Raw genomic sequence first — 25,047 nt, 5'->3', positions numbered from 1 at the left:
CCGACCTCTGACTTCCCACTTCTAGCAGTGAGACAGGAAGCAATCTATTTAACGATCCTTTATCCTCCAAAAGCAACAATCTATTAAAAAAAGCCGATTTGAAAAATATTAACAAAGTCATGATAGAAGGGGCTGACTCATAAGCCCGTCCACATTTATTATACAATGTTTAGTGGCTGGCATTAACCTTCTGAGTCTGCCCCTTCAAAATGACATCATGAATCTATCATAACATGATTAATTCTATGGATAGAAAACTTATTTATTAAGAATGTTTTTAATAACGGAAAGCACTTCACTTCGATCACACTCTTGAGTTTCCCTAGTAGTTCTAACTTTCACTTCCACTATTCCTTCATCAGCACGCTTACCTACCGTTATCCGAACAGGAATCCCTATTAAATCAGAGTCTGCAAATTTAACCCCTGCTCTTTCTTGTCTATCATCGATTAGCGGGTCTAATCCAGCATCAAGAAATTCAGCGTAAAGCTCTTCTCCCAGATTTCTTTGAGCATCTTGCTTCATATTGATAGGAATGATATGAACATCATAAGGGGCAAGGTCGGCAGGCCAAACAATTCCATTTTCATCATTGTATTGTTCAACAACTGCTGAAAGAGTCCTTGATACTCCAATTCCATAGCAGCCCATAATTAATGGCTGTGATCTGCCATTTTCATCTAAGAAAGAAGCATTCATCGCTTCACTATATCTTGTTCCAAGCTTGAAAACATGTCCTACCTCGATCCCGCGGGCAAACTGTATTGTACCTGTCCCATCAGGAGAAGGATCTCCTTCTTGGATAAAACGTAAATCTGCAAATTGACTTATATTTGCATCTCTATCAAGATTTACTCCCTTATAATGAGTATGCTCCTCATTTGCTCCACAAACCCCATTTGCAATAGCAAGCACTGCATGGTCTGCAACGATTTCGACTGATTCAGGCAGATTGACAGGGCCTACATAGCCAGGAATAACACCTGTTATTTGCTTTGTTTCATCAGCCGAAGCCAATTCCACAATATCTGCTTCAAACAGATTTTTCACTTTAATATCATTAACTTCATGGTCTCCGCGAACAAGGATTAAAACGAATTTTTCATCTACTTTAAAAAGTAATGATTTGAGACAATTCTTTTTATCAACAGAAAGAAAATGACAAACCTCATCGATTGATTTCATTTCAGGAGTGTCCACTTTTTCAAGGTCTTCAGCTGAACCTGTCGGTTTTTCGTAGGTCATATGAACAGGTGCCATTTCAATATTTGCAGCATAATTAGAAGAATCTGAATAAGCAATGGTGTCCTCGCCTACATCAGAGAGAACCATGAATTCATGAGTATCCTTCCCTCCCATTGCTCCTGAATCCGCAATAACAGCTCGATAATTTAATTTACAGCGGGAAAATATATTACTGTAAGCAGTAAACATTTTTTCATAGACTTGATCCAAACTTTCAAAAGACGAATGGAAAGAATAAGCATCCTTCATTATGAATTCCCGGCCCCTTAACAAGCCGAAGCGAGGGCGTTTTTCATCACGAAATTTAGACTGAATTTGATAGAGGCTTAGCGGCAGCCGTTTGTATGATTTAATTTCATCCCGTACTATGCTGGTAATTACCTCTTCATGAGTTGCCCCGAGTGCAAACTCCCGATCATGCCGATCCCTTAAACGCATTAATTCAGGACCATAGGAATACCAGCGGCCAGATTCCTGCCACAGCTCGGCTTGCTGAAGCGCAGGCATTAAAAGTTCGGCCGCACCAGCTTTATTCATCTCTTCCCTGACAATTTGCTGAATTTTCGTCAATACTTTTTGGGCAAGCGGCAAGTAGCTGTACACACCACTTGCCGTTTGGCGGATGAAGCCAGCTCTTAATAACAACTGATGACTTTTAATATCTGCATCTGCCGGTACTTCTCTCATAGTAGGAATAAACGTTAAACTTTGTTTCATATAAGCACCTCATCTTCATTAGACTGTTTCCCCATACTCAGTTACTCCCTGCTTAAAAGTCTATCACTTCGAATTTTAAATGATCTCCCTGAGGTGAGAGGTTAGATGTGAGATCAGAAGCAATCGGCGAATCACCGATTGCTTTTATAAATGTCTCTTATAAGTTGATAGCAACTAATCTTAGAAAACAGCTTTTTATTTATCATAAGAAAAACTTTTGAATATCGTTCCATGTTACAACGAGCATTAGCAGCATAATTAAGGCAAAGCCGATAAAATGAACCAACCCTTCTTTTTGGCGGTCAATAGGTTTTCCACGAATCGCCTCAATTGCGAAGAAAAGGAGACGTCCTCCGTCCAATGCGGGGATTGGCAGAAGATTTACAATTCCCAAATTAATACTAAGCAGGGCTGCCCACCTTAATAGATTCATCGTGCCGGATTGAGCAACTTGGTCTGTCATATCATATATGCCGACTGGTCCTGAGAGCATATCAATTGAAAATTGTCCTGTGATCAGTTTACCTAGTCCAAATAATATTTCCTTTGTCCACGTATACGTTTCAACTGCACCAAATTTTAAGGAACTGAAAAAACCTTTCTCTACAGGTGTATAAGCACCGATTTGACCAATTGTCTCTTCACCCACTGTGTTAGCTTGCGGTACAACATCAATGTTGATTGTTTCCCCATTACGAACTACTTCAAATGTGAGCTCCTGTTCAGGGTTAGCACGTATCATCTCGACAACTTCTGTCCAGCTTGTCATTTCTTGGCCCTCAATTGATTTAATGACATCATCCTCCTGAAGACCTGATTTAGCAGCTGAGCCATCAGCAATTAACTCTCCCAATTTTGGCTCATCAATGGGAGCTCCTTGGATAAACCCAAGTAAAAATAAAATGACAAAAGCTAAAATGAAGTTCATTAGAGGCCCGGCAATGATAGCAGCAGCACGCTGACCAAGAGTTTTAGAACCGAACTGACGGTTATATGGTGCAATTTGAACTTCATTTCCGTCAACTATAAAATATGACGTCTCACTTACTGCAAATCTTTGCAGTTTATCTTCTGCCCCTTGTTCAAAGCCAGTAATGAACATCTCATGCTCTAAATCCGCCTTTTCGACTTCAATAATTCTGGCCTGAGGATATTTTTCTTTGTTATTTAAAATAACTTTTTCTACTTCACCTGATTTATTAAATATCAAACCAATATTATATCCAGGTTTCACTTCAATCATTTCGGGGTCTTCTCCAGCCATTCGAACGAATCCACCGATTGGTAATAGTCTGATTGTATATACCGTATCATTTTTCTTAAATGATAAAATCTTCGGACCAAACCCAATCGCAAATTCCCTACATAAAATACCTGCTCTTTTTGCAAGAACTAAGTGACCTAATTCATGAAAAAATACGAGTGCGCCAAAGATCAAAATAAAAGCTATCACTGTATTCACTTACATACCACCTTTGTTAAATTAGTGATTGAACAAATGCTCTTGTAGAATGATCAATTTCTTGAATGGTTTCCAATGTTGGCTGATTGATCACATCATGCTGGGTTAATGCTTGTTCAATAAGGTCTTCAATTTGGAGGAATTTAATCTTCCCATGAAGAAAGGCAGCTACAGCCTCTTCATTAGCTGCATTTAAAACAGTTGGCATCGTCCCACCTATTTTACCTGATTCGTAAGCAAACTTTAAGCATCGATAACGTTCAAGGTCCATTTTTTCAAAATGCAATGTGCCAATCTCCCATAGATTTAATTGTTTTGAATGGGGAAAAGGGTATCTTTCAGGATAGGTTAAAGCATATTGTATAGGTACCCTCATATCCGGTGATCCCAATTGTGCGATCACACTGCGATCATGAAATTCGACCATAGAATGAATAATGCTTTCTTTATGTAATAATACTTCAATTTTCTCATATGGCATATTAAACAGCCAAAAAGCTTCGATCACTTCTAGTCCCTTATTCATCATTGTAGCAGAATCAATCGTAATTTTTGCGCCCATTGACCAGTTTGGATGTTTCAGTGCGTCTTCAACTGTCACATCAATTAACTCTGATCTGGTTTTATCTCGAAAGCTGCCTCCTGAAGCTGTCAAAATAATTTTTGTCAGCGACTTTTCGTTTTCTCCCTGTAAACATTGAAAAATAGCAGAATGTTCACTATCTACAGGCAAAAGAGATACTCCATGCTTCTTTGCATGCTCTGTCACTAAATGTCCGGCAGTGACTAAAGTTTCTTTATTTGCAAGAGCGATTGTTTTTTTACTTTCAATCGCCTTCATTGTTGGGAGCAATCCAACGCTGCCAATAACGGCATTAACCAAAATATCAGCCTCATCATATGTTGCTGCTTCAATTAACCCATCGATACCGTATGAAAAGGTGATCGATTTATGTCCAAATAAGCTTTTCAGCTCATCATATGTTTCCTTGTCTTTTACAGAAACAAACTTCGGAGAAAAATCTTCAATCGCCTTTATGCCACTTTCCATGTTAGAACCAAATGCTAAGGCTGAAAGCTTAAACTGTTCGGGATGTGCCTTAATTATATCGAGAGTTTGCTTTCCGATCGATCCCGTTGCACCTAATAAGCTAATTTTCTTCACATCGTCACTCCCAGTATATCAATTCAACAAAACCAATAAGAAATAAAGAAAAGGTAATACAAATAATAAGCTGTCAAAACGATCAAGTATTCCCCCATGTCCCGGGAGCAGCTGACCAGAATCCTTTACTTGATAGTGTCTTTTTAAAGCCGATTCTACCAAGTCACCAACTTGGCCAAAAATAGACAATAAGATGGTCATAAACACGATTTTAATAAAAGAATCCCCTATCCCTGTAAATGCTTGCATAAGAGCACCTACTACAATAGCACAAGCGATCCCGCCGATAAATCCTTCAACCGTTTTATTTGGACTGATTTCAGGCCAAAGCTTACGTTTTCCAAATGCTCGGCCAATAAAATAAGCACCGGAATCAGTTGCAAAGATCACGAATAAGGCGTAGAAAATATATTCTAATCCCAGCTCTCTAATTTCAATAAAATAATAAAAGCCCATTCCTACGTACAAAGCAGATAATATGACAAAACCTACATCATCAAATGTAAACTTGTTCTTTGTCGTAACGGTATACGTCAAAAATAATAAAACTGCGAGTAATGCAAATTCCGCTTTAGATATATTTATGTCGTCCAAAAGAGTAATATAGCTGTCTGGAATAAGTAATACCCATAATAAAAAAACACTTATTAACCCAGGAATACTAATTAATGAGATTTTTTTCATTTTTAATAGCTCGTACAAACCAATTGAAGCTAAAATATAGATTACAATTGTAAATGGGATTTTACCAATAAATACGATCGGCAAAAAAATGGCTAATGCTAAAACAGCCGTAAAAATCCGTTGTTTCATATCTTCATCACCTTCTAAACTCCGCCAAATCTCCGACCACGCTGTTGAAACTCACCGATGGCTTGTATGAAGTGTTCCTCTCGGAAATCAGGCCATAAAACATCAGTAAACCAAAATTCGGTATAAGCTAGCTGCCAAAGCATAAAATTGCTAAGGCGAATTTCACCGCTAGTTCGGATTAAGAGGTCAGGATCTTTTAAAGTACCTGTCATTAAATAGTTCGAAAAAAGATTTTCATCTATTTCTTCTTTTTGAAGCTTTCCATCTCTTGCTTTTTCAGCAATTTGCTGAACTGCTTGAATGATTTCAGTACGGCTGCCATAATTCAAGGCAAAGTTTAAGATAAGGCCATTATTATGACTTGTTTCCCTTATAGCCTTATTAACAGCATTTAAAGTGTGTGCAGGCAGCTTATTTCTATCCCCCATTAACCGAACCTGAACATTTTCTTCAATCAATTCTGGCAGAAAAGTTTCTAGAAACTCTTCAGGAAGTTTCATTAAATAATCGACTTCCATTTTCGGGCGTTTCCAATTTTCTGTAGAAAACGCGTACAAGGTTAATGCTTCAACGCCGATTTCATTTGCCAGCTTAGTTATCCTTCTGACTACTTTCATTCCTTCATGATGACCAGCAATTCTGGGCAATGCCCTCTTTTTGGCCCACCTTCCGTTTCCATCCATTATAATGGCAACATGCTGAGGAATATTTCCATTTTTAATATCTTCTTTTAAAAATTTTGCCTCGGAAGACCCTTCTTTGTTCTTCCATTTTTTGAGTAAATTGAGCATGTGATTCCTCCGTCACCCAAATAAGTAAGCTTTATCTGTTTACCTTATTCAAGTTAGTAAACAGTATTAACAAAAAAACCCCCTGTAAACGTTAGAGGGTCTTTTTGCACAATTCTATTGTACATAGTTTTTAATTAAACTTCCATGATTTCTTTTTCTTTATCTTTTGTAATCTTATCAATTTTGTTAACATATTCATCTGTCAGCTTTTGAACATCATCTGTGTATCCGCGAAGATCATCTTCTGTCATTTCTCCGTTTTTCTCAGATTTTTTCAACTCATCGTTCGTATCACGACGAATGTTGCGAACAGCTACTTTTGCATCTTCAGAATATTTTCTTACTAATTTCACAAGCTCTTTTCGTCTTACTTCCGTTAACGCTGGAATTGTTATTCGAATGATGGAACCGTCATTTGTTGGCGTAATCCCAAGATCTGACTTTAAGATTGCTTTTTCAATATCTCCCAGCACTGTTTTATCATATGGTGTAATAACAAGCATACGTGCTTCAGGAATCGTAATAGAAGCCATTTGATTAACAGGTGTTGGTGCCCCATAGTAATCAACAGTAATTTTATCTAAAAGAGATGCATTTGCGCGTCCTGCACGTACCGATGCTAATTCTCGGCTAAAGGCAGCAGTTGCTTTTTCCATTCTTTCTTTTGAACCGGTAACGATTTGTTTTGACAAGGTTATTTCCCCCTTACGATTGTTCCAATATTTTCACCTAAAACTGCTCGTCTTATATTTCCTTCTTCCATAATAGAAAAAACAATTAGCGGGATATCGTTATCCATACATAATGATGATGCAGTTGAATCCATGACTGCCAGTCCTTCTTTAATAACATCTAAGTAAGAGAGGTTTTCGTATTTCACAGCATTTTCATCTACTTTTGGATCAGCATTATACACGCCGTCTACATTGTTTTTCGCCATTAAGATAACATCTGCTTCAATTTCCGCAGCTCGAAGTGCGGCAGTTGTATCAGTTGAGAAATAAGGATTTCCCGTACCTGCTGCAAATATGACTACGCGTTTTTTCTCAAGATGACGTATCGCTTTTCTTCTTATGTAAGGCTCGGCAACTTGTCTCATTTCAATTGAAGTTTGAACACGAGTTTGGATTCCTTGATTTTCTAAACTGTCTTGTAATGCCAGCGAGTTCATGACAGTTGCAAGCATCCCCATGTAATCGGCATTTGCACGATCCATGCCCATTTCGCTTCCGATTTTTCCGCGCCAAATATTTCCGCCGCCTACTACAACAGCTACTTCAACGCCAAGCTCAGCAATTTCCTTCACTTGTTTTGCCACTGATTGGATCACGGTTGGATTAATCCCAAAGCCTTGAGCACCAGCCAATGCTTCCCCACTAAGTTTTAGCACAATACGATTATATTTTGGTTGACTCATATTAACCTCCAAGTTTAAACCTTTGCTTCCTAGAAGTGAGAAGTCCACGGTGGGAATCAATGAAATCTGTAAAAGATTCAAATACCGACCTAACGACTTTAGTTTTTAAATACTTTTTCTTTTCTAACTTAGAAGGTCAGCTTTTAACAGACTCGTTCTAAAAAGAGGGAACACTGTTTGTGTGTTCCCCATTTTTTTTGATTTCTTTGCTCCAGGATCAGTCGATCCTCCATGAAAGAAACCTTATTTTTTCACTTGGTTCATAACTTCTTCAGCAAAGTTATCTTGGCGTTTTTCAATACCTTCGCCAACTTCATAGCGGTTGAAGCTCACAACAGAAGCACCTTTTGACTCAACGAATTTCTTCACTTTTTGGTCCGGATCCTTTACGAAGCTTTGCTCTAACAAGCAAATATCTTCAAAAAATTTGCCTAATCGGCCTTCAACCATTTTAGCTACAATTTTTTCAGGTTTTCCTTCATTTAATGCTTGCTGAGTTAATACTTCACGCTCGCGATCTACTTCTTCCTCAGTCACTGCGTCACGACCAATATATTTAGGGTTTACAGCAGCAATGTGCATGGCAACGTCTTTCGCAGCATCTTCATCAGTCGTACCTTCTAATACTGTTAAGACAGCAATACGGCCGCCCATATGAAGGTATGAACCGAATGCCCCATTATCAGATTTAGTTACAACTTCAAAACGGCGTAATGTGATTTTTTCTCCGATTTTAGCAATTGCATTATTGATGTAATCTTGTACAGATGAACCGTTATCCATTGTAGAGGTCAGTGCTGCTTCGATATCTGCAGGTTTTATTGCTAAAAGGTGATCTGCGAGTGCATTTAGCAGTTCTTTAAAGCCTTCATTTTTAGCAACGAAGTCAGTTTCAGAGTTTACTTCTAAAATAACTGCTTCATTTCCTTGAACCTTTGTCATCGCCAAACCTTCAGCAGCGATACGATCAGCTTTTTTAGCAGCCTTTGCAATCCCTTTTTCACGAAGGAAATCAATTGCTTTTTCCATATCTCCATTTGTTTCTGTTAACGCTTTTTTACAGTCCATCATTCCAGCGCCGGTTTTTTCACGTAATTCTTTTACCATTTGAGCAGTTACTGCCATTTGGTATTCCTCCTTTTATATGACCACATTGGTTTATGTATTTTTTTGTATTCCTTACTCAGGGTGCGTAACTTTTTAATGAGATTCTTTAAAAAAAGGTGATAAAAGGCCTCCCCCTCTTATCACCTTTTGCTCATTAAGCAGTTGTAGTTGTTGTTGTTGTTACTTCTTCCTCACCTTGCTTAGCTTCTAAAATTGCGTCAGCCATTTTTGAAGTAAGAAGTTTTACTGCACGGATAGCATCATCGTTTGCAGGAATAACGTGATCAATTTCATCTGGATCACAGTTTGTATCAACAATACCAACGATAGGTATGTTTAATTTACGAGCTTCAGCTACTGCAATGCGCTCTTTACGAGGGTCAATGATGAATAATGCATCTGGAAGCTTTTTCATTTCCTTAATTCCGCCCAAGAATTTCTCAAGACGCTCTAATTCTTTGTTTAATTGAACGACTTCCTTTTTAGGAAGAACTTCGAACGTACCATCTTCTTGCATTCTTTCGATGTCTTTCAAACGCTTGATTCGCTTTTGAATGGTTTCGAAGTTTGTTAGAGTACCACCTAACCACCGTTGGTTTACGAAGTACATTCCAGAACGTTCTGCTTCTTCTTTTACAGAATCCTGCGCTTGCTTTTTAGTACCAACAAAAAGAATTTTTCCGCCGTTTTCAGCTAATTCTTTCGTGAAGTTATACGCTTCCTCGACCTTTTTAACTGTTTTTTGAAGGTCAATAATGTAAATGCCGTTACGTTCTGTGAAGATGTAACGTTTCATTTTTGGGTTCCAACGGCGAGTTTGGTGGCCGAAGTGAACACCTGCTTCTAGCAATTGCTTCATTGAAATTACTGACATGCTATTTTCCTCCTAATGGTTTTTTTCCTCCGCTTTGTATCATCTCCAAGCAAAACTGTAAAAACAGCACCATTACTTGAATCTACAAGCGTGTGTGATTAACACCGAGAATAAATATACCATAATGACCTGCGACAATCAAGCGCCATTGCCTTACTTTTAATGAAATTTTATTATTAGTTCTATTTCCGTTTTCCCTTTATTTAATTTCTTCGCAATTTCTTCGACGGAATACCCTTTTTCATATAGGTGTATCGTTTGCTTAGTTAGAGAATCGAAGCTGGTTAATTCACCTCTTGATGGATCTTCAGTCTGAAGATCTGAAAGCTCGATTACATCTGATATTTCATTCATTTGTTTCAAATGTGGAGGTAAGGTGTTCTCCTTATTTATATCTGTCTTTTCCTTATTAAACGCTTTGGTGTCTGCTTTTTTGTCAAATTCACTTTGGGAGTGATCATTATTGACTGCGTGGTTTTTGAGCTGTTTAATAAATTTTTCATTGATTTATAGTTAGGTATATCAACGTTTGCAATATTGTTCGATATTACTTTTTGTTTTATTGAAGACTGATTCACGGCATTTTCAAGTCTATCAATAGTCCCACTAAAGAAATCCATTTTAGCCCCCCGCAGAAATAATAGTTTGTTCGAATTAGTTTATGTCGAATTATGTACTAAGATAACTTAATTGTAAGGAAATATAGGCATAAAGTCTATGAAGTCTCTGTAAAAAAAAGTCGTATTATGTGACTGTTTTTATTTAGTGATTAAAGAACTAATTATATAGAACTAATTCCCATTTAAATTTTATTACATAGATCATAAGTTTCATACTATGAATAAGAAACAAAATAAACCATACAAAAAAGCACTTCAAGGGAATTTTGAAGTGCTTTTTTGTTAATTTTTTTCAAGATAAGAAGTGTTAAGTTTAAGAACAGATGTATCGTTGTCCAAGGCTCTACAATCCGCTTAAGCTGGTTAAACGACAACCTTCAAGCAAGTGCGAGCGCATGCTTGTCGCCGAACGACTAGCACTATTCGCTTTTCGTTGATAATGAACTTTAGTTTGCTTTTAATTTTTCTAGTTCCATTAAGAATTTACTATTTAGAACCTTAATATATGTTCCTTTCATTCCTAATGAACGGGATTCAATTACTCCGGCACTTTCTAGTTTACGGAGTGCATTTACAATTACTGAACGTGTAATCCCAACTCTGTCAGCAATCTTACTGGCAACCAATAATCCTTCATTTCCATTTAATTCTTCAAATATGTGCTCAATTGCTTCTAATTCACTGTAGGATAGTGAGCTGATAGCCATTTGCACGACAGCTTTGCTTCTAGCCTCTTCTTCAATCTCTTCGGCTTTTTCGCGAAGAATTTCCATACCTACAACTGTTGCTCCATACTCTGCAAGAATTAAGTGGTCATTTTCAAATTTTTCTTGAATTCTAGCTAATATTAAAGTTCCTAACCGTTCACCCCCGCCGATAATTGGGACAACAGTTGTTAAGCCAGATTCAAACAGCTCACGGTTTTCAACAGGAAAAGCAGTATATTCGCTGTATACATCTAGGTTTGAAGAGGTTTCAGTGATATTAAACAAGCCTTGGGTATATTCTTGAGGAAATTGGCGATCTTCTAACATTTTTTTCATACGTTCATTTTCAATCTGCTGATTAATCGCAAATCCCAGCACTTTTCCTCTTCTGCTTAAAACGAAAATATTTGCCTCTATAACATCACTAAGTGTTTCTGCCATTTCTTTGAAATTTACTGGTTTACCTGCTGCCTTTTGGAGCATTGCATTAATTTTTCTTGTTTTTTCTAATAAAGCCATGTGTTGTTCCTCCTATATTAAAACCAAAATAATTATAAAATAAATTGGCTCAAATCTTTATTTTTCGCAATTTTATCGAGCTTTTCTTCCACGTATTGCTTTGTAATCTGAATTTTCTGCAAGCTTATTTCAGGCGCTTCAAAAGAAAGTTCTTCAAGCAATTTTTCGAGTATGGTATGTAAACGTCTTGCCCCGATATTATCAGTATCCTGATTTACTTCATACGCAATTTCAGCGATCTTGTAAATAGCATCGTCAGAAAATTCAAGTTGTATACCTTCTGTTTCCAACAAGGCTTTATATTGCTTTAAAAGAGCGTTATCAGGTTCTACGAGGATCCGGACAAAATCTTCGACTGAAAGTTTCGTAAGCTCCACTCTAATCGGGAATCTTCCTTGTAATTCAGGTATAAGGTCAGAAGGCTTAGCAATATGAAATGCACCTGCTGCGATAAATAAAACGTGGTCTGTTTTGACAGAACCGTATTTTGTGACAACTGTAGACCCTTCAACAATTGGCAAAATATCTCTCTGCACGCCCTCACGTGATACATCTGCAGAAGACCCGCCTTGACTTTTCCCTGCAATCTTATCTATTTCATCGACAAATATGATACCACTTTGTTCAGCTCGATAAATACCCGCTTGTTGAACCTCATCCATATCTATTAGCTTTTGAGCTTCTTCATTTGTTAGAACTTTTCTTGCTTCTCTTACTGGAAGCTTTCTTTTCTTCTTCTTTTTAGGAATTAAATTGCTTAATGCATCTTGCATATTCATTCCCATTTGCTCCATACCCGAACCTTGGAGCATATCAAACATGGAAGCTTGTTGCTCCTCTACATCAACGGTTACAATATGATCCTCAAGCTCTCCTAATGCCAGCAAATGAGCTGTTTTTTTACGTCTATCCTGTAGATTTGCTTCCTCATCAGTGGATGTATCTTGCGTGTGATCTTGACCGGTCGCACCGCCAAAAAACATTTCCAAAGGGTTTTTGTAATTGTTTTGCTTCTTTTTGCCCGGTTCAAGCAATGTGACAAGCCGTTTATTTGCATTTTCTTCTGCCTGTGTTTTTACTTCATTCATTTTTTCTTCTTTCACTAATCTGACAGAGGTTTCTACTAAATCTCTGACCATTGATTCAACATCTCTTCCAACATAGCCTACTTCGGTGAATTTAGTAGCTTCTACTTTGATAAATGGAGCTCCTACCAACTTTGCAATTCTGCGGGCGATTTCCGTTTTTCCAACTCCAGTCGGTCCGATCATAAGAATATTTTTTGGAACTACTTCATCTCTTAAATTATCCTTCAGGCGACTTCTGCGAAATCGATTTCTTAATGCAACAGCAACCGCCTTTTTTGCATCATTTTGGCCAACGATATATTGATCTAATCGCTCAACAATTTGTCTAGGTGTTAATTGATTATCCATCTTCTGACACCTCTTTCTTTACAGTTCTTCAAGTACGATATTCAAATTTGTATATACACAAATTTCCCCTGCAATTTCTAAGGAAGCTTTCGCAATCTCTTTTGCTGACAGCTGGTCACCTGAATACCTTTTCAAGGCTCTTCCAGCCGAAAGTGCATAATTGCCTCCAGAACCAATAGCTAATATCCCGTCATCAGGTTCAATTACTTCACCAGTTCCCGATACAAGTAAAATATGCTCTTTGTTCATAACAATTAGCATCGCTTCAAGCCGTCTTAGCACCTTGTCGCTTCTCCATTCCTTTGCTAGCTCAACTGAAGCTCTTTGAAGATTCCCGTTATATTCCTCAAGTTTGTTTTCAAACATTTCGAAAAGTGTAAATGCGTCAGCAACGGAACCTGCAAAGCCGGCTAATACCTGACCATTAAAAAGCTTTCTCACTTTCTTAGCCGTATGTTTCATCACGACGGCATTACCAAAAGTTACTTGACCATCCCCTGCCATCGCACATCCACCTTTATGGTGAACGGCAAAGATAGTCGTAGCATGAAATTGAGACATCATTTCCCTCCTAATTCCCCCTAAGCACGAGGATGATGAGATAAATAGGATTTACGCAAATGTTCTTTTGATACATGAGTATATACCTGTGTCGATGAAAGATGAGCATGACCCAGCAACTCTTGAACACTACGAAGATCTGCTCCCCCGTTTAACAAGTGGGTTGCAAATGTATGTCTAAACATATGGGGATGAATGTGTAGTGTTTTTGATGTTTTTTTAATCAACTCATTTAAAACATGCCTTACTCCTCTAGTTGTTAATGGACCGCCTCGATGATTAACGAAAAGCATGTCATGATGATTATTTTGCTTATTTAATAATGTTATACGGCCATCCTCAAGATAAAGTTTCAATTTTTCATGAGCAAAACTTCCGAAAGGAACATAGCGCTGTTTTTTGCCTTTTCCATTTACTAAAACAGTGTCTAAATACATATCTAAATCTTGAAGTCTTATATCACAGCACTCACTGACTCTGATCCCAGTGGCATAAAGAAGCTCCAGCAATGCCTGATCCCTTTGCCCTAGAGGTGTACTTAAGTCTGACAAAGAAAATAACTCATTTAAATCATCCTCGTAAAAGAAATTCGGAATTCTCTGCTCCTTTTTTGGTAAAGAAACGAGTGAAAAAGGATTTTCTTGTAAGTATTTCTCACGAAGTAAAAATTTAAAATAGCTTCTTAAAGAAGAAATTTTTCTCGAAATATAAGTTCTTGCAAATTCTTTTTGATGTAATTTCGTCAAGTACAGTCTAATATCCTGGTATGTAATATCACGAAGTTCCCCGATACCTTCCTCATTCATAAATACATAAAATTCTTTTATATCAGTAGCATAATTCACAGTAGTATATTGTGAGCAATTTCTTTCGATTTGTAAATAATCTACGAACAAATTTAAAAAATTCTTAACATTTTCCATCATTAACACCTCACAAGGGCTACATAATGTTAACACATTATTTGCAGCCCTTGCAATTGATTTCTATACTTTTTTCGAAATTTTTTGAATTGTTTCAATTGCCCTACGTGCATATTGTTCATTGCGTTCTTTTTTATTTTTAATCTTTTGCTTAAGATCTGCAAAAATACCAAAATTTGCATTCATAGGCTGGAAGCTGTCAGGATTTGCTGTAGTAATATAACGGGCCATACTTCCCATTGCTGTTTCGTGGGGAAATGTAATAGGCTCTTCCCCTAACACAAACTTCGCTGCGTTTAGGCCTGCTATTAATCCAGAAGCAGCAGATTCTACATATCCTTCAACTCCTGTCATTTGCCCGGCAAAAAATAAATCTTCTCGGTCTTTGTATTGGTATGTCGATTTTAATAATCTAGGAGAGTTGATAAATGTATTTCTATGCATAACTCCGTATCTTACAATTTCAGCATTTTCAAGACCTGGAATTAATTGTAGAACCTCTTTTTGAGGCCCCCATTTTAAGTGTGTTTGAAAACCTACTATATTATATAGTGTTCCTGCTGCATCATCCTGTCTTAACTGCACAACAGCATAAGGTCTTTTCCCTGTTTCCGGATGTTCTAAACCAACTGGCTTCATCGGACCGAACAGCATCGTTTTTTTACCCCTTTTGGCCATGACTTCAATTGGCATGCACCCTTCGAAAAAAATCTCCTTCTCAAATTCTTTCAATGGAACAGTCTCAGCACAGGTAAGCGCCTCATAAAAGCGGTCAAATTCTTCTTCTGTCATCGGACAATTGAGGTAAGCCGCTTCCCCTTTATCATAACGGGATTTCAAGTATACTTTATTCATATCAATACTATCTTTTTCAATGATTGGGGCAGCTGCGTCATAAAAATACAAATAATCTTCTCCAGTTAATTCAAGAAGCTGTTCTCCCAAAGCTTTCGAAGTGAGAGGACCTGTTGCGATAATCGTTGGTCCTGATGGGATTTCGACCATTTCCTCTTGAATAACATTTACATTTTCATGATCTTTTACTCGTTCTGTTACTTTTCCAGCAAATTCATGGCGATCTACAGCAAGCGCTCCTCCGGCAGGAACAGAACATTCATCAGCAGAAGAAATAATGACAGAGTCCAATATTCTCATTTCCTCTTTTAACACACCAACTGCATTTGTTAATGTATTAGCGCGAAGAGAGTTACTGCATACTAATTCTGCAAACTTATCTGTATGATGGGCGGGTGTTTGTTTCACAGGCCTCATTTCGTATAGATTTACTTGTATTCCCCGTTTGGCAAGCTGAAAGGCTGCTTCACTCCCTGCCAGCCCTGCACCGATTACATTCACTGTATGTTTTACTGTCATTGCTATTCCTCCAAATTATGCTTCATTCCTAAAGACATCATTCATTTTATATTGATTGTTGCAAAAATTATAAATAGCGGATCAAACAAAAGGAATCGGTGTTTTGCCGATTCCCTTCACTTTCACCTTCACATCAAACATCCAAAAAAACTCCTTATTTTAACTTAAACAGTCAATTAATTAACAAACAAATCGTAAAAGAAATCAGCTCTATCGCTGATTTCTTCCATTCCTACCTCTAACCTCTCACTTCCAGAAGGCTTTTCCCTGCTATTTTTGCTGTTCTTCTTTATAATCACAATTTACACATTGAACTTGGACGCCTTTTTTCAGTTTCTTTTCAACGAGTATTTTATCACACTTTGGACAGTCTCTTCCGATTGGTTTATCCCATGAAATAAAATCACATTCAGGAAAGCGATCACATCCATAAAAAATTCGGCGTTTTTTTGATTTTCTTTCAACAATATTTCCTTCTTTACATTTCGGGCATTTCACACCGATTTCTTTAACGATCGGTTTAGTATTTCTGCAGTCTGGAAAATTGGAACAAGCCATAAATTTACCGTAACGGCCCATTTTGAACACCATTGGACTTCCACAATTTTCACAATCTTCCCCTGCAAACTCGTCCTTTATTTCGACTTCTTCCATTTCATTTTCTGCTACCTCTATCCGTTTGGAGAAGCCTTGGTAAAATTGGTCTAATATTTGCACCCACTCAATTTTTCCTTCCTCTACATCATCAAGACTTTTTTCCATATTAGCGGTAAATTCAACATCAATGATTTCTGGAAAAAATTCCATTACTAGTGCTAATACGATTTCACCTAGTTCAGTCGGCACAAACCTTTTATTATCAAGAGTTACATAGCCCCGCTTTTGAATTGTATCAAGTGTTGGAGCATAAGTAGATGGACGGCCGATACCAAGCTCCTCAAGCGTTTTAACGAGCCTTGCTTCTGTATATCTTGGTGGTGGCTGAGTAAAGTGCTGAGACGGTTCGATATCTTTGGAAAACACTTCATCCCCCTCATTTAAATCAGGAAGAAGCTTATGTTTTTCTTCAATTTGATCATCGTTTCCCTCTACATACACCTTCATAAAGCCAGGAAATTTTACCTTGGAGCCAGTCGCTCTAAAAACGACTCCGTTATTTAATAAATCTATACTCATCGTATCTAAAACAGCTGGAGCCATTTGACTTGCCACAAAACGTTCCCAAATCAGCTTATATAAACGAAGCTGGTCACGACTTAAAAATTGCTTCATTGAAGCTGGATCACGCAATGCTGAGGTTGGACGAATAGCTTCATGAGCGTCTTGGGCGTTACTATTCTTCTTGGCAGCTTGACGCTTGCCTGAGAGGAAGTCTTTTCCAAATGATTGCTCGATATATGACGCGGCTTCCTGTCCGGCAGATTCCGAAATTCTAGTCGAGTCCGTTCTCATGTAAGTAATCAAACCTACTGTTCCATCTTTCCCTAAATCAATACCTTCATATAACTGCTGGGCGATCATCATGGTTTTCTTTGCTCGAAAATTCAATTTCCGGGCAGCTTCCTGCTGAAGTGTTGAAGTCGTAAATGGGACTGCGGGATTTCGTTTTCTTTCTTTTTTCGTCACATTTTTGACGAAGAAAGCAGACCCTTTTAATTGATTTAGAATGGCTTTGACATCGTCTTCTTTTTTTAATTCCTTTTTCTTACCGTCAATTCCATAAAATGAACCTTCAAATTGTTCTTTTCCCTTAAAAAATTGTCCCTCAATACTCCAATATTCTTCAGGTTGAAAGTCTTTTATTTCCTTTTCCCTGTCAATAATAAGCCGGACAGCGACAGACTGAACACGTCCAGCACTTAAACCTTTTTTTACTTTTTTCCACAAAATAGGACTGATTTTGTAACCAACCAGCCGATCTAAAATCCTTCGAGCCTGTTGTGAATCAACCAGATCCATATTAATTGTACGCGGCTGTTTAAATGATTCTTTAATTGCTTCTTTCGTTATTTCGTTAAATACAACTCTGCAATCTGAATGGACATCTAGCTCTAAGCTATGGGCAAGATGCCAGGCAATCGCTTCTCCCTCTCTGTCAGGGTCAGCAGCTAGATATACTTTTTTAGCTTTTTTGGCGGCAGTTTTCAATTCTTTCAGTACTGGTCCTTTGCCGCGAATTGTTATATATTTAGGGTCAAAACCATGCTCAACATCTACTCCAATTTGACTCTTTGGTAAATCTCTGACATGTCCCATTGAAGCTTTTACTTTATATTTTTTTCCTAAATACCGTTCAATCGTCTTTGCCTTTGCAGGTGATTCAACGATAACCAAAAAATCTGACATTCAAATGTCCCCCTCATGAGGTAATCTCTCTCTTTTTCTTTTATTTCTATTTAATCCAGTCTTCCGGTTTAATGGGAATTTTATATAAACCCAACTAGTTCTAGATCCTTATTCTCAGCATTAGCTGAATATAATAGAAAAAATGATAATCATTAATTTACACAAGTAGCTACCGAAATGACAACTACCTGAAAGTTTCATTTTATATGTAAATCAATAAAATGGAAACTAATATCATTTTGAGTTTATATTTATACCTTTAAATAAATATTATCTTTGTTTTCAAGTTTTAATTCATAAATCCCCACTATTATTAAATATTACATCCTATTTTGTCAAACAGTTATTAACGGATTTTTCTATTTTCATTCATAAACTAATCAAAATTCTTCTATTATATCCTTTGCTGAAGCAACCATTTTTGCGCCTTCTTTTATTAGCTGGTTCGTTCCTCTGCTGTATTCATCATGGATTCCTCCTGGGACTGCGAACACTTCCCTACCTTGATCCAAAGCCTGATAAGCTGTAATTAAAGAACCGCTTTTTTCTTTTGCTTGAATGACTACAGTTCCCTTACTCAAACCACTAATTATTCGATTTCTCATTGGGAAATGCCATTTTTGAGGAGGGGCCTGAGGAGGGTGTTCAGATAGGAGCAAATGACTGTCCATGATTTTCGAAGCTAAAGAAAAGTTTTCTTTCGGATAGATGTGATGAAGCCCTCCTCCAATGACTGCAATTGTTTTTCCATTTTGTTTAATCGTTTCTTCATGTACCTTTTTATCGATTCCAAGAGCCAATCCACTTATAAGTGTCCAACCGTCTTGTACTAATTTTGGGACGATACTTTCTACGGCTCTTAAACCATATTCTGTTGAATTCCTTGTTCCTACTATACTTATGGATTTTTCGTTCTGAAGAAGTGAAATATTTCCTTTGCAGAAAAGCACTGGAGGAGGATCAGATATTTGTTTCAAAAGCGCAGGATACATATTTGAATGGATGGTAACAATCTCTATTCCCTGTTTTTTGTAGGAATGGAATAAATCACTTTGTTTAAATGTGTGGAGGTCATTATAAAATTGGTGAAGGTTATCTTTGGGGATGATTCCGTTTAAGTAAAAATCTATTTCTCTCATAGAAAAAAGGTGAATTAACAGGGGATCTATACTTAGCAGCTTTAATATACCTTTGTGAGTGATTCCACGACAATGGGTTAAGGTTAATAGTTGATTATCGGTACTTATCATTATTTACTCCTTATTGACATTTTAACCTCAAAAAACCTAAATCCAGCCTAAGCTGGAAATAGGTATACACCTGAGGTTTCTTGATTTATAGAGTTCTTAGTGAGTTTTACATTTCTCCAGTAAGCCTTTTTCTTGCAGGACAGAGATAAGTGTCTCTCCCATAACAGATGGAGTGTCAGCCACTTTTATTCCGCACTCATTCATTGTTTTGATCTTTTCAGCAGCTGTACCTTTTCCACCGGAAATAATCGCACCAGCATGGCCCATACGCTTCCCCGGAGGAGCTGTTTGACCGCCGATGAAGCCTACAACTGGTTTTGTCATATTTTCTTTAATCCATAATGCTGCCTCTTCTTCAGCTGTTCCGCCAATTTCGCCGATCATAATGACAGCATATGTTTCAGAATCTTCATTAAATGCTTTAAGTACATCAATAAAGTTCGTTCCATTTACAGGATCTCCGCCAATTCCAACAGCTGTTGATTGACCAATTCCAGCTTCAGATAATTGGTGCACTGCTTCATAAGTCAATGTTCCAGAGCGTGACACAACTCCTACATGACCTTTTTTATGAATATAGCCTGGCATAATTCCAATCTTACATTCTTCAGGCGTTATTACACCAGGACAGTTTGGTCCCACAAGGCGAGTTTTCTTTCCCTGCATGTACTTTTTCACATTCACCATGTCAAGCACAGGAATATGTTCAGTAATACAAATAACAAGATCAAGTTCAGCATCGACTGCTTCCATAATAGCATCCGCTGCAAATGCTGCAGGAACATAAATAACAGATGCATTTGCTCCTGTTTCTTTAACAGCATCTTCTACTGTGTTGAAAACAGGAACACCTTCAACTTCTGTTCCACCTTTACCAGGTGTTACACCGCCTACAATCTTCGTGCCATATTCCAGCATTTGTTTTGTATGAAATAGTGCTGTTGAGCCAGTAATTCCTTGTACAATGACTTTTGTATCTTTATTAACAAATACACTCATTATAGTCCCCTGCCTTTCTTAACCTACTAATGAAACGATTTTTTGTGCACCGTCAGCCATGGATGCAGCAGATGTGATGTTAAGACCAGATTCATCTAAAATCTTTTTACCTAAATCAACGTTTGTACCCTCTAAACGGACAACAAGCGGAATTTTTAAGCCTACCTGTTTCGTTGCTTCTACAACACCTTCAGCTATAACATCACACTTCATGATTCCGCCAAAAATGTTGACGAATATGCCTTTAACGTTTTGATCAGATAAAATAATTTTAAATGCTTCTGTTACTTTTTCAGCAGTAGCGCCGCCCCCAACATCCAGGAAGTTGGCAGGATCTCCACCATAGTATTTAATAATATCCATAGTAGCCATTGCAAGGCCTGCACCATTTACCATACAACCAATATTGCCATCAAGAGAAATGTAGCTTAAATCATATTTTGAAGCTTCGATTTCTTTTGGATCTTCTTCTTCAAGATCACGGTATTCAAGTACATCCTTCTGGCGGTAAAGAGCATTTGAATCAAAGTTTAATTTTGCATCAAGCGCCATTACATTTCCGTCACCAGTTATAACTAACGGGTTGATTTCAGCAATTGAACAGTCTTTTTCTACAAAAGCACTGTATAAACCCATCATAAATTTTACAGCTTTGCCAACTAATTCTTTTGGAATATTAATATTAAAAGCTATTCTTCGAGCCTGAAATGCTTGCAGACCTACAGCCGGATCAATTACTTCCTTAAATATTTTTTCAGGTGTTTCCTCTGCAACCTCTTCAATCTCGGTACCGCCTTCTTCTGAAGCCATTAAAACCACTTTAGAAGTAGCGCGGTCAAGAACTAGACCAATATAGTATTCTTTCTTGATGTCACAGCCTTCTTCAATTAATAAACGTTTTACTTCTTTACCTTCAGGACCTGTCTGATGTGTAACAAGAGTTTTGCCCAAGATTTCATCCGCATAAGCACGAACTTCCTCCTTAGACTTCGCTACCTTTACACCGCCGGCTTTGCCTCGTCCTCCGGCATGAATTTGTGCTTTTACAACTACTACCTCTGTTCCCAGCTCCTCAGCTGCTTTAACCGCTTCCTCTACTGAAAAAGCCACTTTTCCATTCGGAACAGCTACCCCATATTTTCTGAGGACCTCTTTTCCTTGATACTCATGGATATTCATTTGCCATCCTCCTAACATATGTACAAACAAAATATAGACTGCGCTTTCATTTTATAGAATAGTTCAATCCTTGTCTAGTATTCTGTGTAAAATAGTAAAATCCTTCATAAAATTCTTTATTTTTATTTTTCTAGGAATATTAATTTTTTCCATTTATAGAAAATGATAGATGGAATTTGAAGAACTTGGCGATAATGCTGATTTCTGATTCTATCTCAAAAGATTGTTGCCTTTTATAAGATAAAAGGTAGAAAATATAGAGCAATCGATGTCCCGTCGATTGCTTTATATCTTTTCAAGGAGAAACAAAAATTCTCTTCCTAATTCCAATTTTTTAATCACAGCAATTTACGAAAGTTTTAACGGGGCAAAGCTCATTCGGTGAATAGGAGTAGCACCATAGCTTTTTATCGCTTCCAAATGCTGCTTGGTTCCGTAACCCATATGTTTTTCCAGACCATATTCCGGGTATATTTCTGCATATTGTTTCATCATTCTGTCCCGCGTTACTTTTGCGATACAGGAGCTGGCAGCAATCGATATACTTTTTGCATCCCCTTTTATGATGGAGGATTGCTTTGTATTAATCGGAAGTTTCATTGCATCTATCAGTAAATAATCGGGTTCTATGCTTAAAGAAGTTATCGCCTCCAGCATAGCTTTTTTCGTGGCCTCATAAATGTTTAATTGGTCAATTTCTTCAGAAGTAACAACCCCAATCCCAACCGCCTTTGCATTTCCCATTATAAAATCGTAAAATTCCTCACGTTTTTCCCATGAAAGCTTCTTGGAATCTGTCAAACCTGGAAGGAAAAAATATTCATCTAAAACAACAGCAGCAGCTACTACTGGTCCTGCCAGCGGTCCCCTTCCGACTTCATCAATACCAGCAATGACGTTAAAGCCAGCTGCTTTAGCTTGTTTCTCAAACTTCTGCATTTGATTAAATTCTTCGATTAGCTGTTTTTCCCGCTCGTATTTTCTAATCCACTTTTGTATGAGAGTTTGAACACTTTTGCGGTGATCTTTCTTATATTTTGAGATAAATGGATCATTCAGTGATGAAATCTCCTCTAGTTTCTTTTCAATTTCCTTTGTTGAAAGTGGCATTGAACTTCTCCTTTAACCTTATATAATTCTGAACAAGCTCAAACCGCCTTATAAGGGTCTCTGGTAAGCATAGGACAAGCCTTAGTTCCTTATTGGGGATTTACTTGCAGACTTTAGAATTGGGTTAGACACTGGCTCTGGTACGGCTTTAATAAGCTTAAACGAGTATTCTAGTGAAAAAAGATAACACAAGGTACAATCTTTGTGTTATCTTTGTTTTTTTCTGTATGTAACTGAATTCTAGAAACAGTATTCTGTCAAATGGTTATGGTCTTTCAAAGGTTAATCGGCCGAGCTTCTCAGAACGGATATCTCTAATAATCAATTCAGAGGTCTTATCATAGTCGATGTGTCCCCCGCTCATGAAGCACCCTCGTTTCTTTCCGATCTCATCAAACAAAGGGACAATTTCATCGGGGATTTCCTCTAAGGCGTACCGGTCTTTTAGTTGATCAGGATATTTTTCCTTTAGAAAATCTAATGCAAAAACAGCAATATCCTGCAAGTTTAAAATCGCATCCTTAATTGCACCTGTTGTGGCAAGCTTATACCCTACTTGTTCATCCTCAAACTTAGGCCATAAAATACCTGGGGTATCTAATAATTCTAATTCATTTCCTACTTTAACCCATTGTTGGGCAGTGGTTATTCCAGGACGATCCCCAGTTTTAGCAATATTCCTTTTGGCAAGACGGTTGATCAGCGTTGACTTTCCAACATTAGGTATTCCGATAATCAATGCTCTAATCGCACGAGGTTTTAATCCTTTTGATGCCATGCGCTCAAGCTTGTCCTTTAAAATTGTTTTACTTGTATTTACAATATCCTTTAGTCCTGTTCCAGATTGAGAGTTTATTGCGAGTGCATGTGTTCCGTTGCTTTGAAAATAACGAATCCACTCATCGGTTTTTTTGGGGTCTGCCATATCTGCCTTGTTCAATAAAACAAGGCGTGGTTTTTGCCCAATAATCTCATCAATCATTGGATTTCGAGAAGAAAGCGGAATTCTAGCATCGACTAATTCAAAAACAATATCAATTAATTTCAATTTTTCTGTCACTTGGCGCCTTGCTTTGGCCATGTGGCCAGGAAACCATTGTATGGTCACAAAATCCACCTGCTTTCTTACTTAATCAGCCTTATTTTTGATAATGGCCAATAAACTAATGCTGTTTCCCCGACAACTTGATCCTTTTGAATAAACCCTATGTGCCGGCTATCCTTACTGTATCTCCGATTATCACCCATTACAAACAGCTGTCCTTGAGGAACCGTTTTTTCTCCAGTAATTTCTTGAAGTGTAAACGACTCTGTAAGGGGGCTGCCTATTAACTCTTCCTTATTCGCCTCTAAATAGGGCTCTTCAATCGGTTCACCATTTACATAAAGGATGTCGTCTTTATAGACTATTTTATCCCCCGGCAAGCCAATCACCCGCTTTATATAATCTCTATTTTGTGAGGCATGGAAAACAATGATATCAAAACGGTCAATTGTGCCAAGCCTTTTCCCAATTTTATTCACTATCATTCGATCTTTTGTATGTAAAGTCGGCTCCATTGAGTCACCTTCTACCACAATAGGTGCAAATAAAAAGATTCTTATTAATGAAGCTACAACAATGGCAACCAGTATCGCCTTCAGCCATTCCATTAATTCATTTTTTTGCTGTTTTGCCATTTTCATGTCACCTGCTTCAAGGATGCTTGATTGAGTAATTGAGTAATTCGGTTGTTTTCGAAAACTTTTTATTAATAATACAAAATAATATTCCCGAGGTTAGAGAATAGAGACTGGATGAGATGCAATTGGTGAGCCCCACCCAATTTCCTTTCTTTAACAGAGCCTTATACACTTGAGCAACATTTTTTTATAAGGACTTTTTCACTTATTATCTTCAATTATTCTCATTTTAACTTGATTTTAGTTATAATGAAAAGCTTAGTTGTGCTAAATCCATTGGCGACAAGCATAAGATTGATAAAATCAGCGAATAAGCTGATTTCTTTTTTAGGATTTTTCTCTTCATTTTGGCCATATTTCAATCGATTTCTGTTTGTTCATACAATAACAAACAGAAATTTGCACTTGATCACCCACCGATTGTTCAACTTATCTTCGATTTTTCCCCTTTATCTTCGAAATCTGAAATTTATCTCCGAAATCTGCAGACTTATCTTCGAAATTTTCAATATATCGATTATTCGACATAAACCAACATAACTATGTGATGGTTACTTATATTGCTGTTAAACCTCTAAAAATGAGATACCATAAATTCTGATATTAGAACGAAAAGCTCAGTGGCGCTTGTCCATCGGCAACAAGCACTCGGGTGAGCTTCACCGAAAAGGGCTTTTTCCTTTCTATGAAGCTTGAATGGTGACCTCATGCGGACTAGGCGTTGCAGCTGAACGAATATAGCTAACTTT

At 37.5% G+C, this 25,047-nt stretch carries 22 protein-coding genes and 1 pseudogene; all 23 read right to left on the bottom strand.

Annotated elements, in window-relative coordinates:
* Nucleotides 1–258 precede the first annotated feature (258 nt).
* The 23 genes and pseudogenes from IC621_RS07400 to lepB all read right to left on the bottom strand — a co-directional run bounded on the left by IC621_RS07400 (nt 259) and on the right by lepB (nt 24,295).
* On the bottom strand, nt 259–1,962 hold the full coding sequence (locus IC621_RS07400; protein ID WP_191157241.1) for a proline--tRNA ligase: 1,704 nt from the start codon (nt 1,960–1,962) through the stop codon (nt 259–261).
* A gap of 202 nt (nt 1,963–2,164) precedes the next feature.
* The gene (rseP, locus tag IC621_RS07395) at nt 2,165–3,424 is read right to left on the bottom strand and encodes an RIP metalloprotease RseP (protein WP_191157239.1); all 1,260 of its coding nucleotides are present in this window, start codon (nt 3,422–3,424) and stop codon (nt 2,165–2,167) included.
* Nucleotides 3,425–3,440: 16 nt separating this feature from the next.
* On the bottom strand, nt 3,441–4,589 hold the full coding sequence (dxr, locus tag IC621_RS07390) for a 1-deoxy-D-xylulose-5-phosphate reductoisomerase (protein ID WP_191157237.1): 1,149 nt from the start codon (nt 4,587–4,589) through the stop codon (nt 3,441–3,443).
* An 18-nt stretch (nt 4,590–4,607) separates the two neighbouring features.
* Nucleotides 4,608–5,402, bottom strand: coding sequence for a phosphatidate cytidylyltransferase (locus IC621_RS07385; protein WP_191157235.1), 795 nt, complete (start codon nt 5,400–5,402; stop codon nt 4,608–4,610).
* 14 nt (nt 5,403–5,416) lie between these two features.
* Entirely contained in the window at nt 5,417–6,193 is a 777-nt protein-coding gene (locus tag IC621_RS07380; protein WP_191157233.1) for an isoprenyl transferase, read from the bottom strand.
* Between the two features lie 134 nt (nt 6,194–6,327).
* Complete coding sequence (gene frr / locus IC621_RS07375; RefSeq protein WP_396652992.1) at nt 6,328–6,849, bottom strand: ribosome recycling factor; 522 nt, start codon at nt 6,847–6,849, stop codon at nt 6,328–6,330.
* 38 nt (nt 6,850–6,887) lie between these two features.
* Nucleotides 6,888–7,610, bottom strand: coding sequence for a UMP kinase (gene pyrH, locus IC621_RS07370; RefSeq protein ID WP_191157229.1), 723 nt, complete (start codon nt 7,608–7,610; stop codon nt 6,888–6,890).
* A gap of 243 nt (nt 7,611–7,853) precedes the next feature.
* Nucleotides 7,854–8,735, bottom strand: coding sequence for a translation elongation factor Ts (gene tsf / locus IC621_RS07365; protein WP_191157227.1), 882 nt, complete (start codon nt 8,733–8,735; stop codon nt 7,854–7,856).
* Nucleotides 8,736–8,871: 136 nt separating this feature from the next.
* Nucleotides 8,872–9,591, bottom strand: a complete 720-nt coding sequence (rpsB, locus tag IC621_RS07360; protein ID WP_191157225.1) for a 30S ribosomal protein S2 — start codon at nt 9,589–9,591, stop codon at nt 8,872–8,874.
* Nucleotides 9,592–9,750: 159 nt separating this feature from the next.
* Entirely contained in the window at nt 9,751–10,083 is a 333-nt protein-coding gene (locus tag IC621_RS27160) for a DUF6115 domain-containing protein (RefSeq protein ID WP_396652991.1), read from the bottom strand.
* A pseudogene (locus tag IC621_RS26385) lies at nt 10,065–10,211 on the bottom strand (flagellar basal body protein); the annotation flags it as partial. The pseudogene IC621_RS26385 and the gene IC621_RS27160, both read right to left, overlap by 19 nt.
* Nucleotides 10,212–10,657: 446 nt before the next feature.
* Nucleotides 10,658–11,437: a GTP-sensing pleiotropic transcriptional regulator CodY gene (gene codY / locus IC621_RS07350; RefSeq protein ID WP_191157222.1), complete on the bottom strand. Its 780-nt coding sequence runs from the start codon at nt 11,435–11,437 to the stop codon at nt 10,658–10,660.
* Between the two features lie 32 nt (nt 11,438–11,469).
* Nucleotides 11,470–12,873, bottom strand: a complete 1,404-nt coding sequence (hslU, locus tag IC621_RS07345) for an HslU--HslV peptidase ATPase subunit (protein ID WP_191157220.1) — start codon at nt 12,871–12,873, stop codon at nt 11,470–11,472.
* Nucleotides 12,874–12,891: 18 nt separating this feature from the next.
* Nucleotides 12,892–13,434 carry an ATP-dependent protease subunit HslV gene (hslV, locus tag IC621_RS07340; protein WP_191157218.1) on the bottom strand — a complete coding sequence of 181 codons (543 nt, stop codon included), beginning with the start codon at nt 13,432–13,434 and terminating at the stop codon, nt 12,892–12,894.
* A gap of 20 nt (nt 13,435–13,454) precedes the next feature.
* Complete coding sequence (gene xerC / locus IC621_RS07335) at nt 13,455–14,357, bottom strand: tyrosine recombinase XerC (protein WP_191157216.1); 903 nt, start codon at nt 14,355–14,357, stop codon at nt 13,455–13,457.
* Nucleotides 14,358–14,420: 63 nt separating this feature from the next.
* Entirely contained in the window at nt 14,421–15,731 is a 1,311-nt protein-coding gene (trmFO, locus tag IC621_RS07330) for an FADH(2)-oxidizing methylenetetrahydrofolate--tRNA-(uracil(54)-C(5))-methyltransferase TrmFO (RefSeq protein ID WP_191157214.1), read from the bottom strand.
* Nucleotides 15,732–16,001: 270 nt separating this feature from the next.
* Nucleotides 16,002–18,077 carry a type I DNA topoisomerase gene (topA, locus tag IC621_RS07325; protein WP_191157212.1) on the bottom strand — a complete coding sequence of 692 codons (2,076 nt, stop codon included), beginning with the start codon at nt 18,075–18,077 and terminating at the stop codon, nt 16,002–16,004.
* A 380-nt stretch (nt 18,078–18,457) separates the two neighbouring features.
* Nucleotides 18,458–19,327, bottom strand: coding sequence for a DNA-processing protein DprA (gene dprA, locus IC621_RS07320; protein WP_191157210.1), 870 nt, complete (start codon nt 19,325–19,327; stop codon nt 18,458–18,460).
* Between the two features lie 96 nt (nt 19,328–19,423).
* Nucleotides 19,424–20,326: a succinate--CoA ligase subunit alpha gene (gene sucD, locus IC621_RS07315; protein WP_191157209.1), complete on the bottom strand. Its 903-nt coding sequence runs from the start codon at nt 20,324–20,326 to the stop codon at nt 19,424–19,426.
* 18 nt (nt 20,327–20,344) lie between these two features.
* Entirely contained in the window at nt 20,345–21,505 is a 1,161-nt protein-coding gene (sucC, locus tag IC621_RS07310) for an ADP-forming succinate--CoA ligase subunit beta (RefSeq protein ID WP_191157207.1), read from the bottom strand.
* Between the two features lie 348 nt (nt 21,506–21,853).
* Nucleotides 21,854–22,615, bottom strand: a complete 762-nt coding sequence (locus tag IC621_RS07305; protein ID WP_191157205.1) for a ribonuclease HII — start codon at nt 22,613–22,615, stop codon at nt 21,854–21,856.
* A 265-nt stretch (nt 22,616–22,880) separates the two neighbouring features.
* On the bottom strand, nt 22,881–23,723 hold the full coding sequence (ylqF, locus tag IC621_RS07300; protein ID WP_191157203.1) for a ribosome biogenesis GTPase YlqF: 843 nt from the start codon (nt 23,721–23,723) through the stop codon (nt 22,881–22,883).
* A gap of 17 nt (nt 23,724–23,740) precedes the next feature.
* The gene (gene lepB / locus IC621_RS07295; RefSeq protein ID WP_191157201.1) at nt 23,741–24,295 is read right to left on the bottom strand and encodes a signal peptidase I; all 555 of its coding nucleotides are present in this window, start codon (nt 24,293–24,295) and stop codon (nt 23,741–23,743) included.
* Nucleotides 24,296–25,047 lie beyond the last annotated feature (752 nt).

Origin of the sequence: Metabacillus arenae, from assembly GCF_014773385.1 — a bacterium.
GTDB lineage: Bacteria > Bacillota > Bacilli > Bacillales > Bacillaceae > Metabacillus_D > Metabacillus_D arenae.
This window is presented reverse-complemented; position numbering and strand designations above follow the sequence as displayed.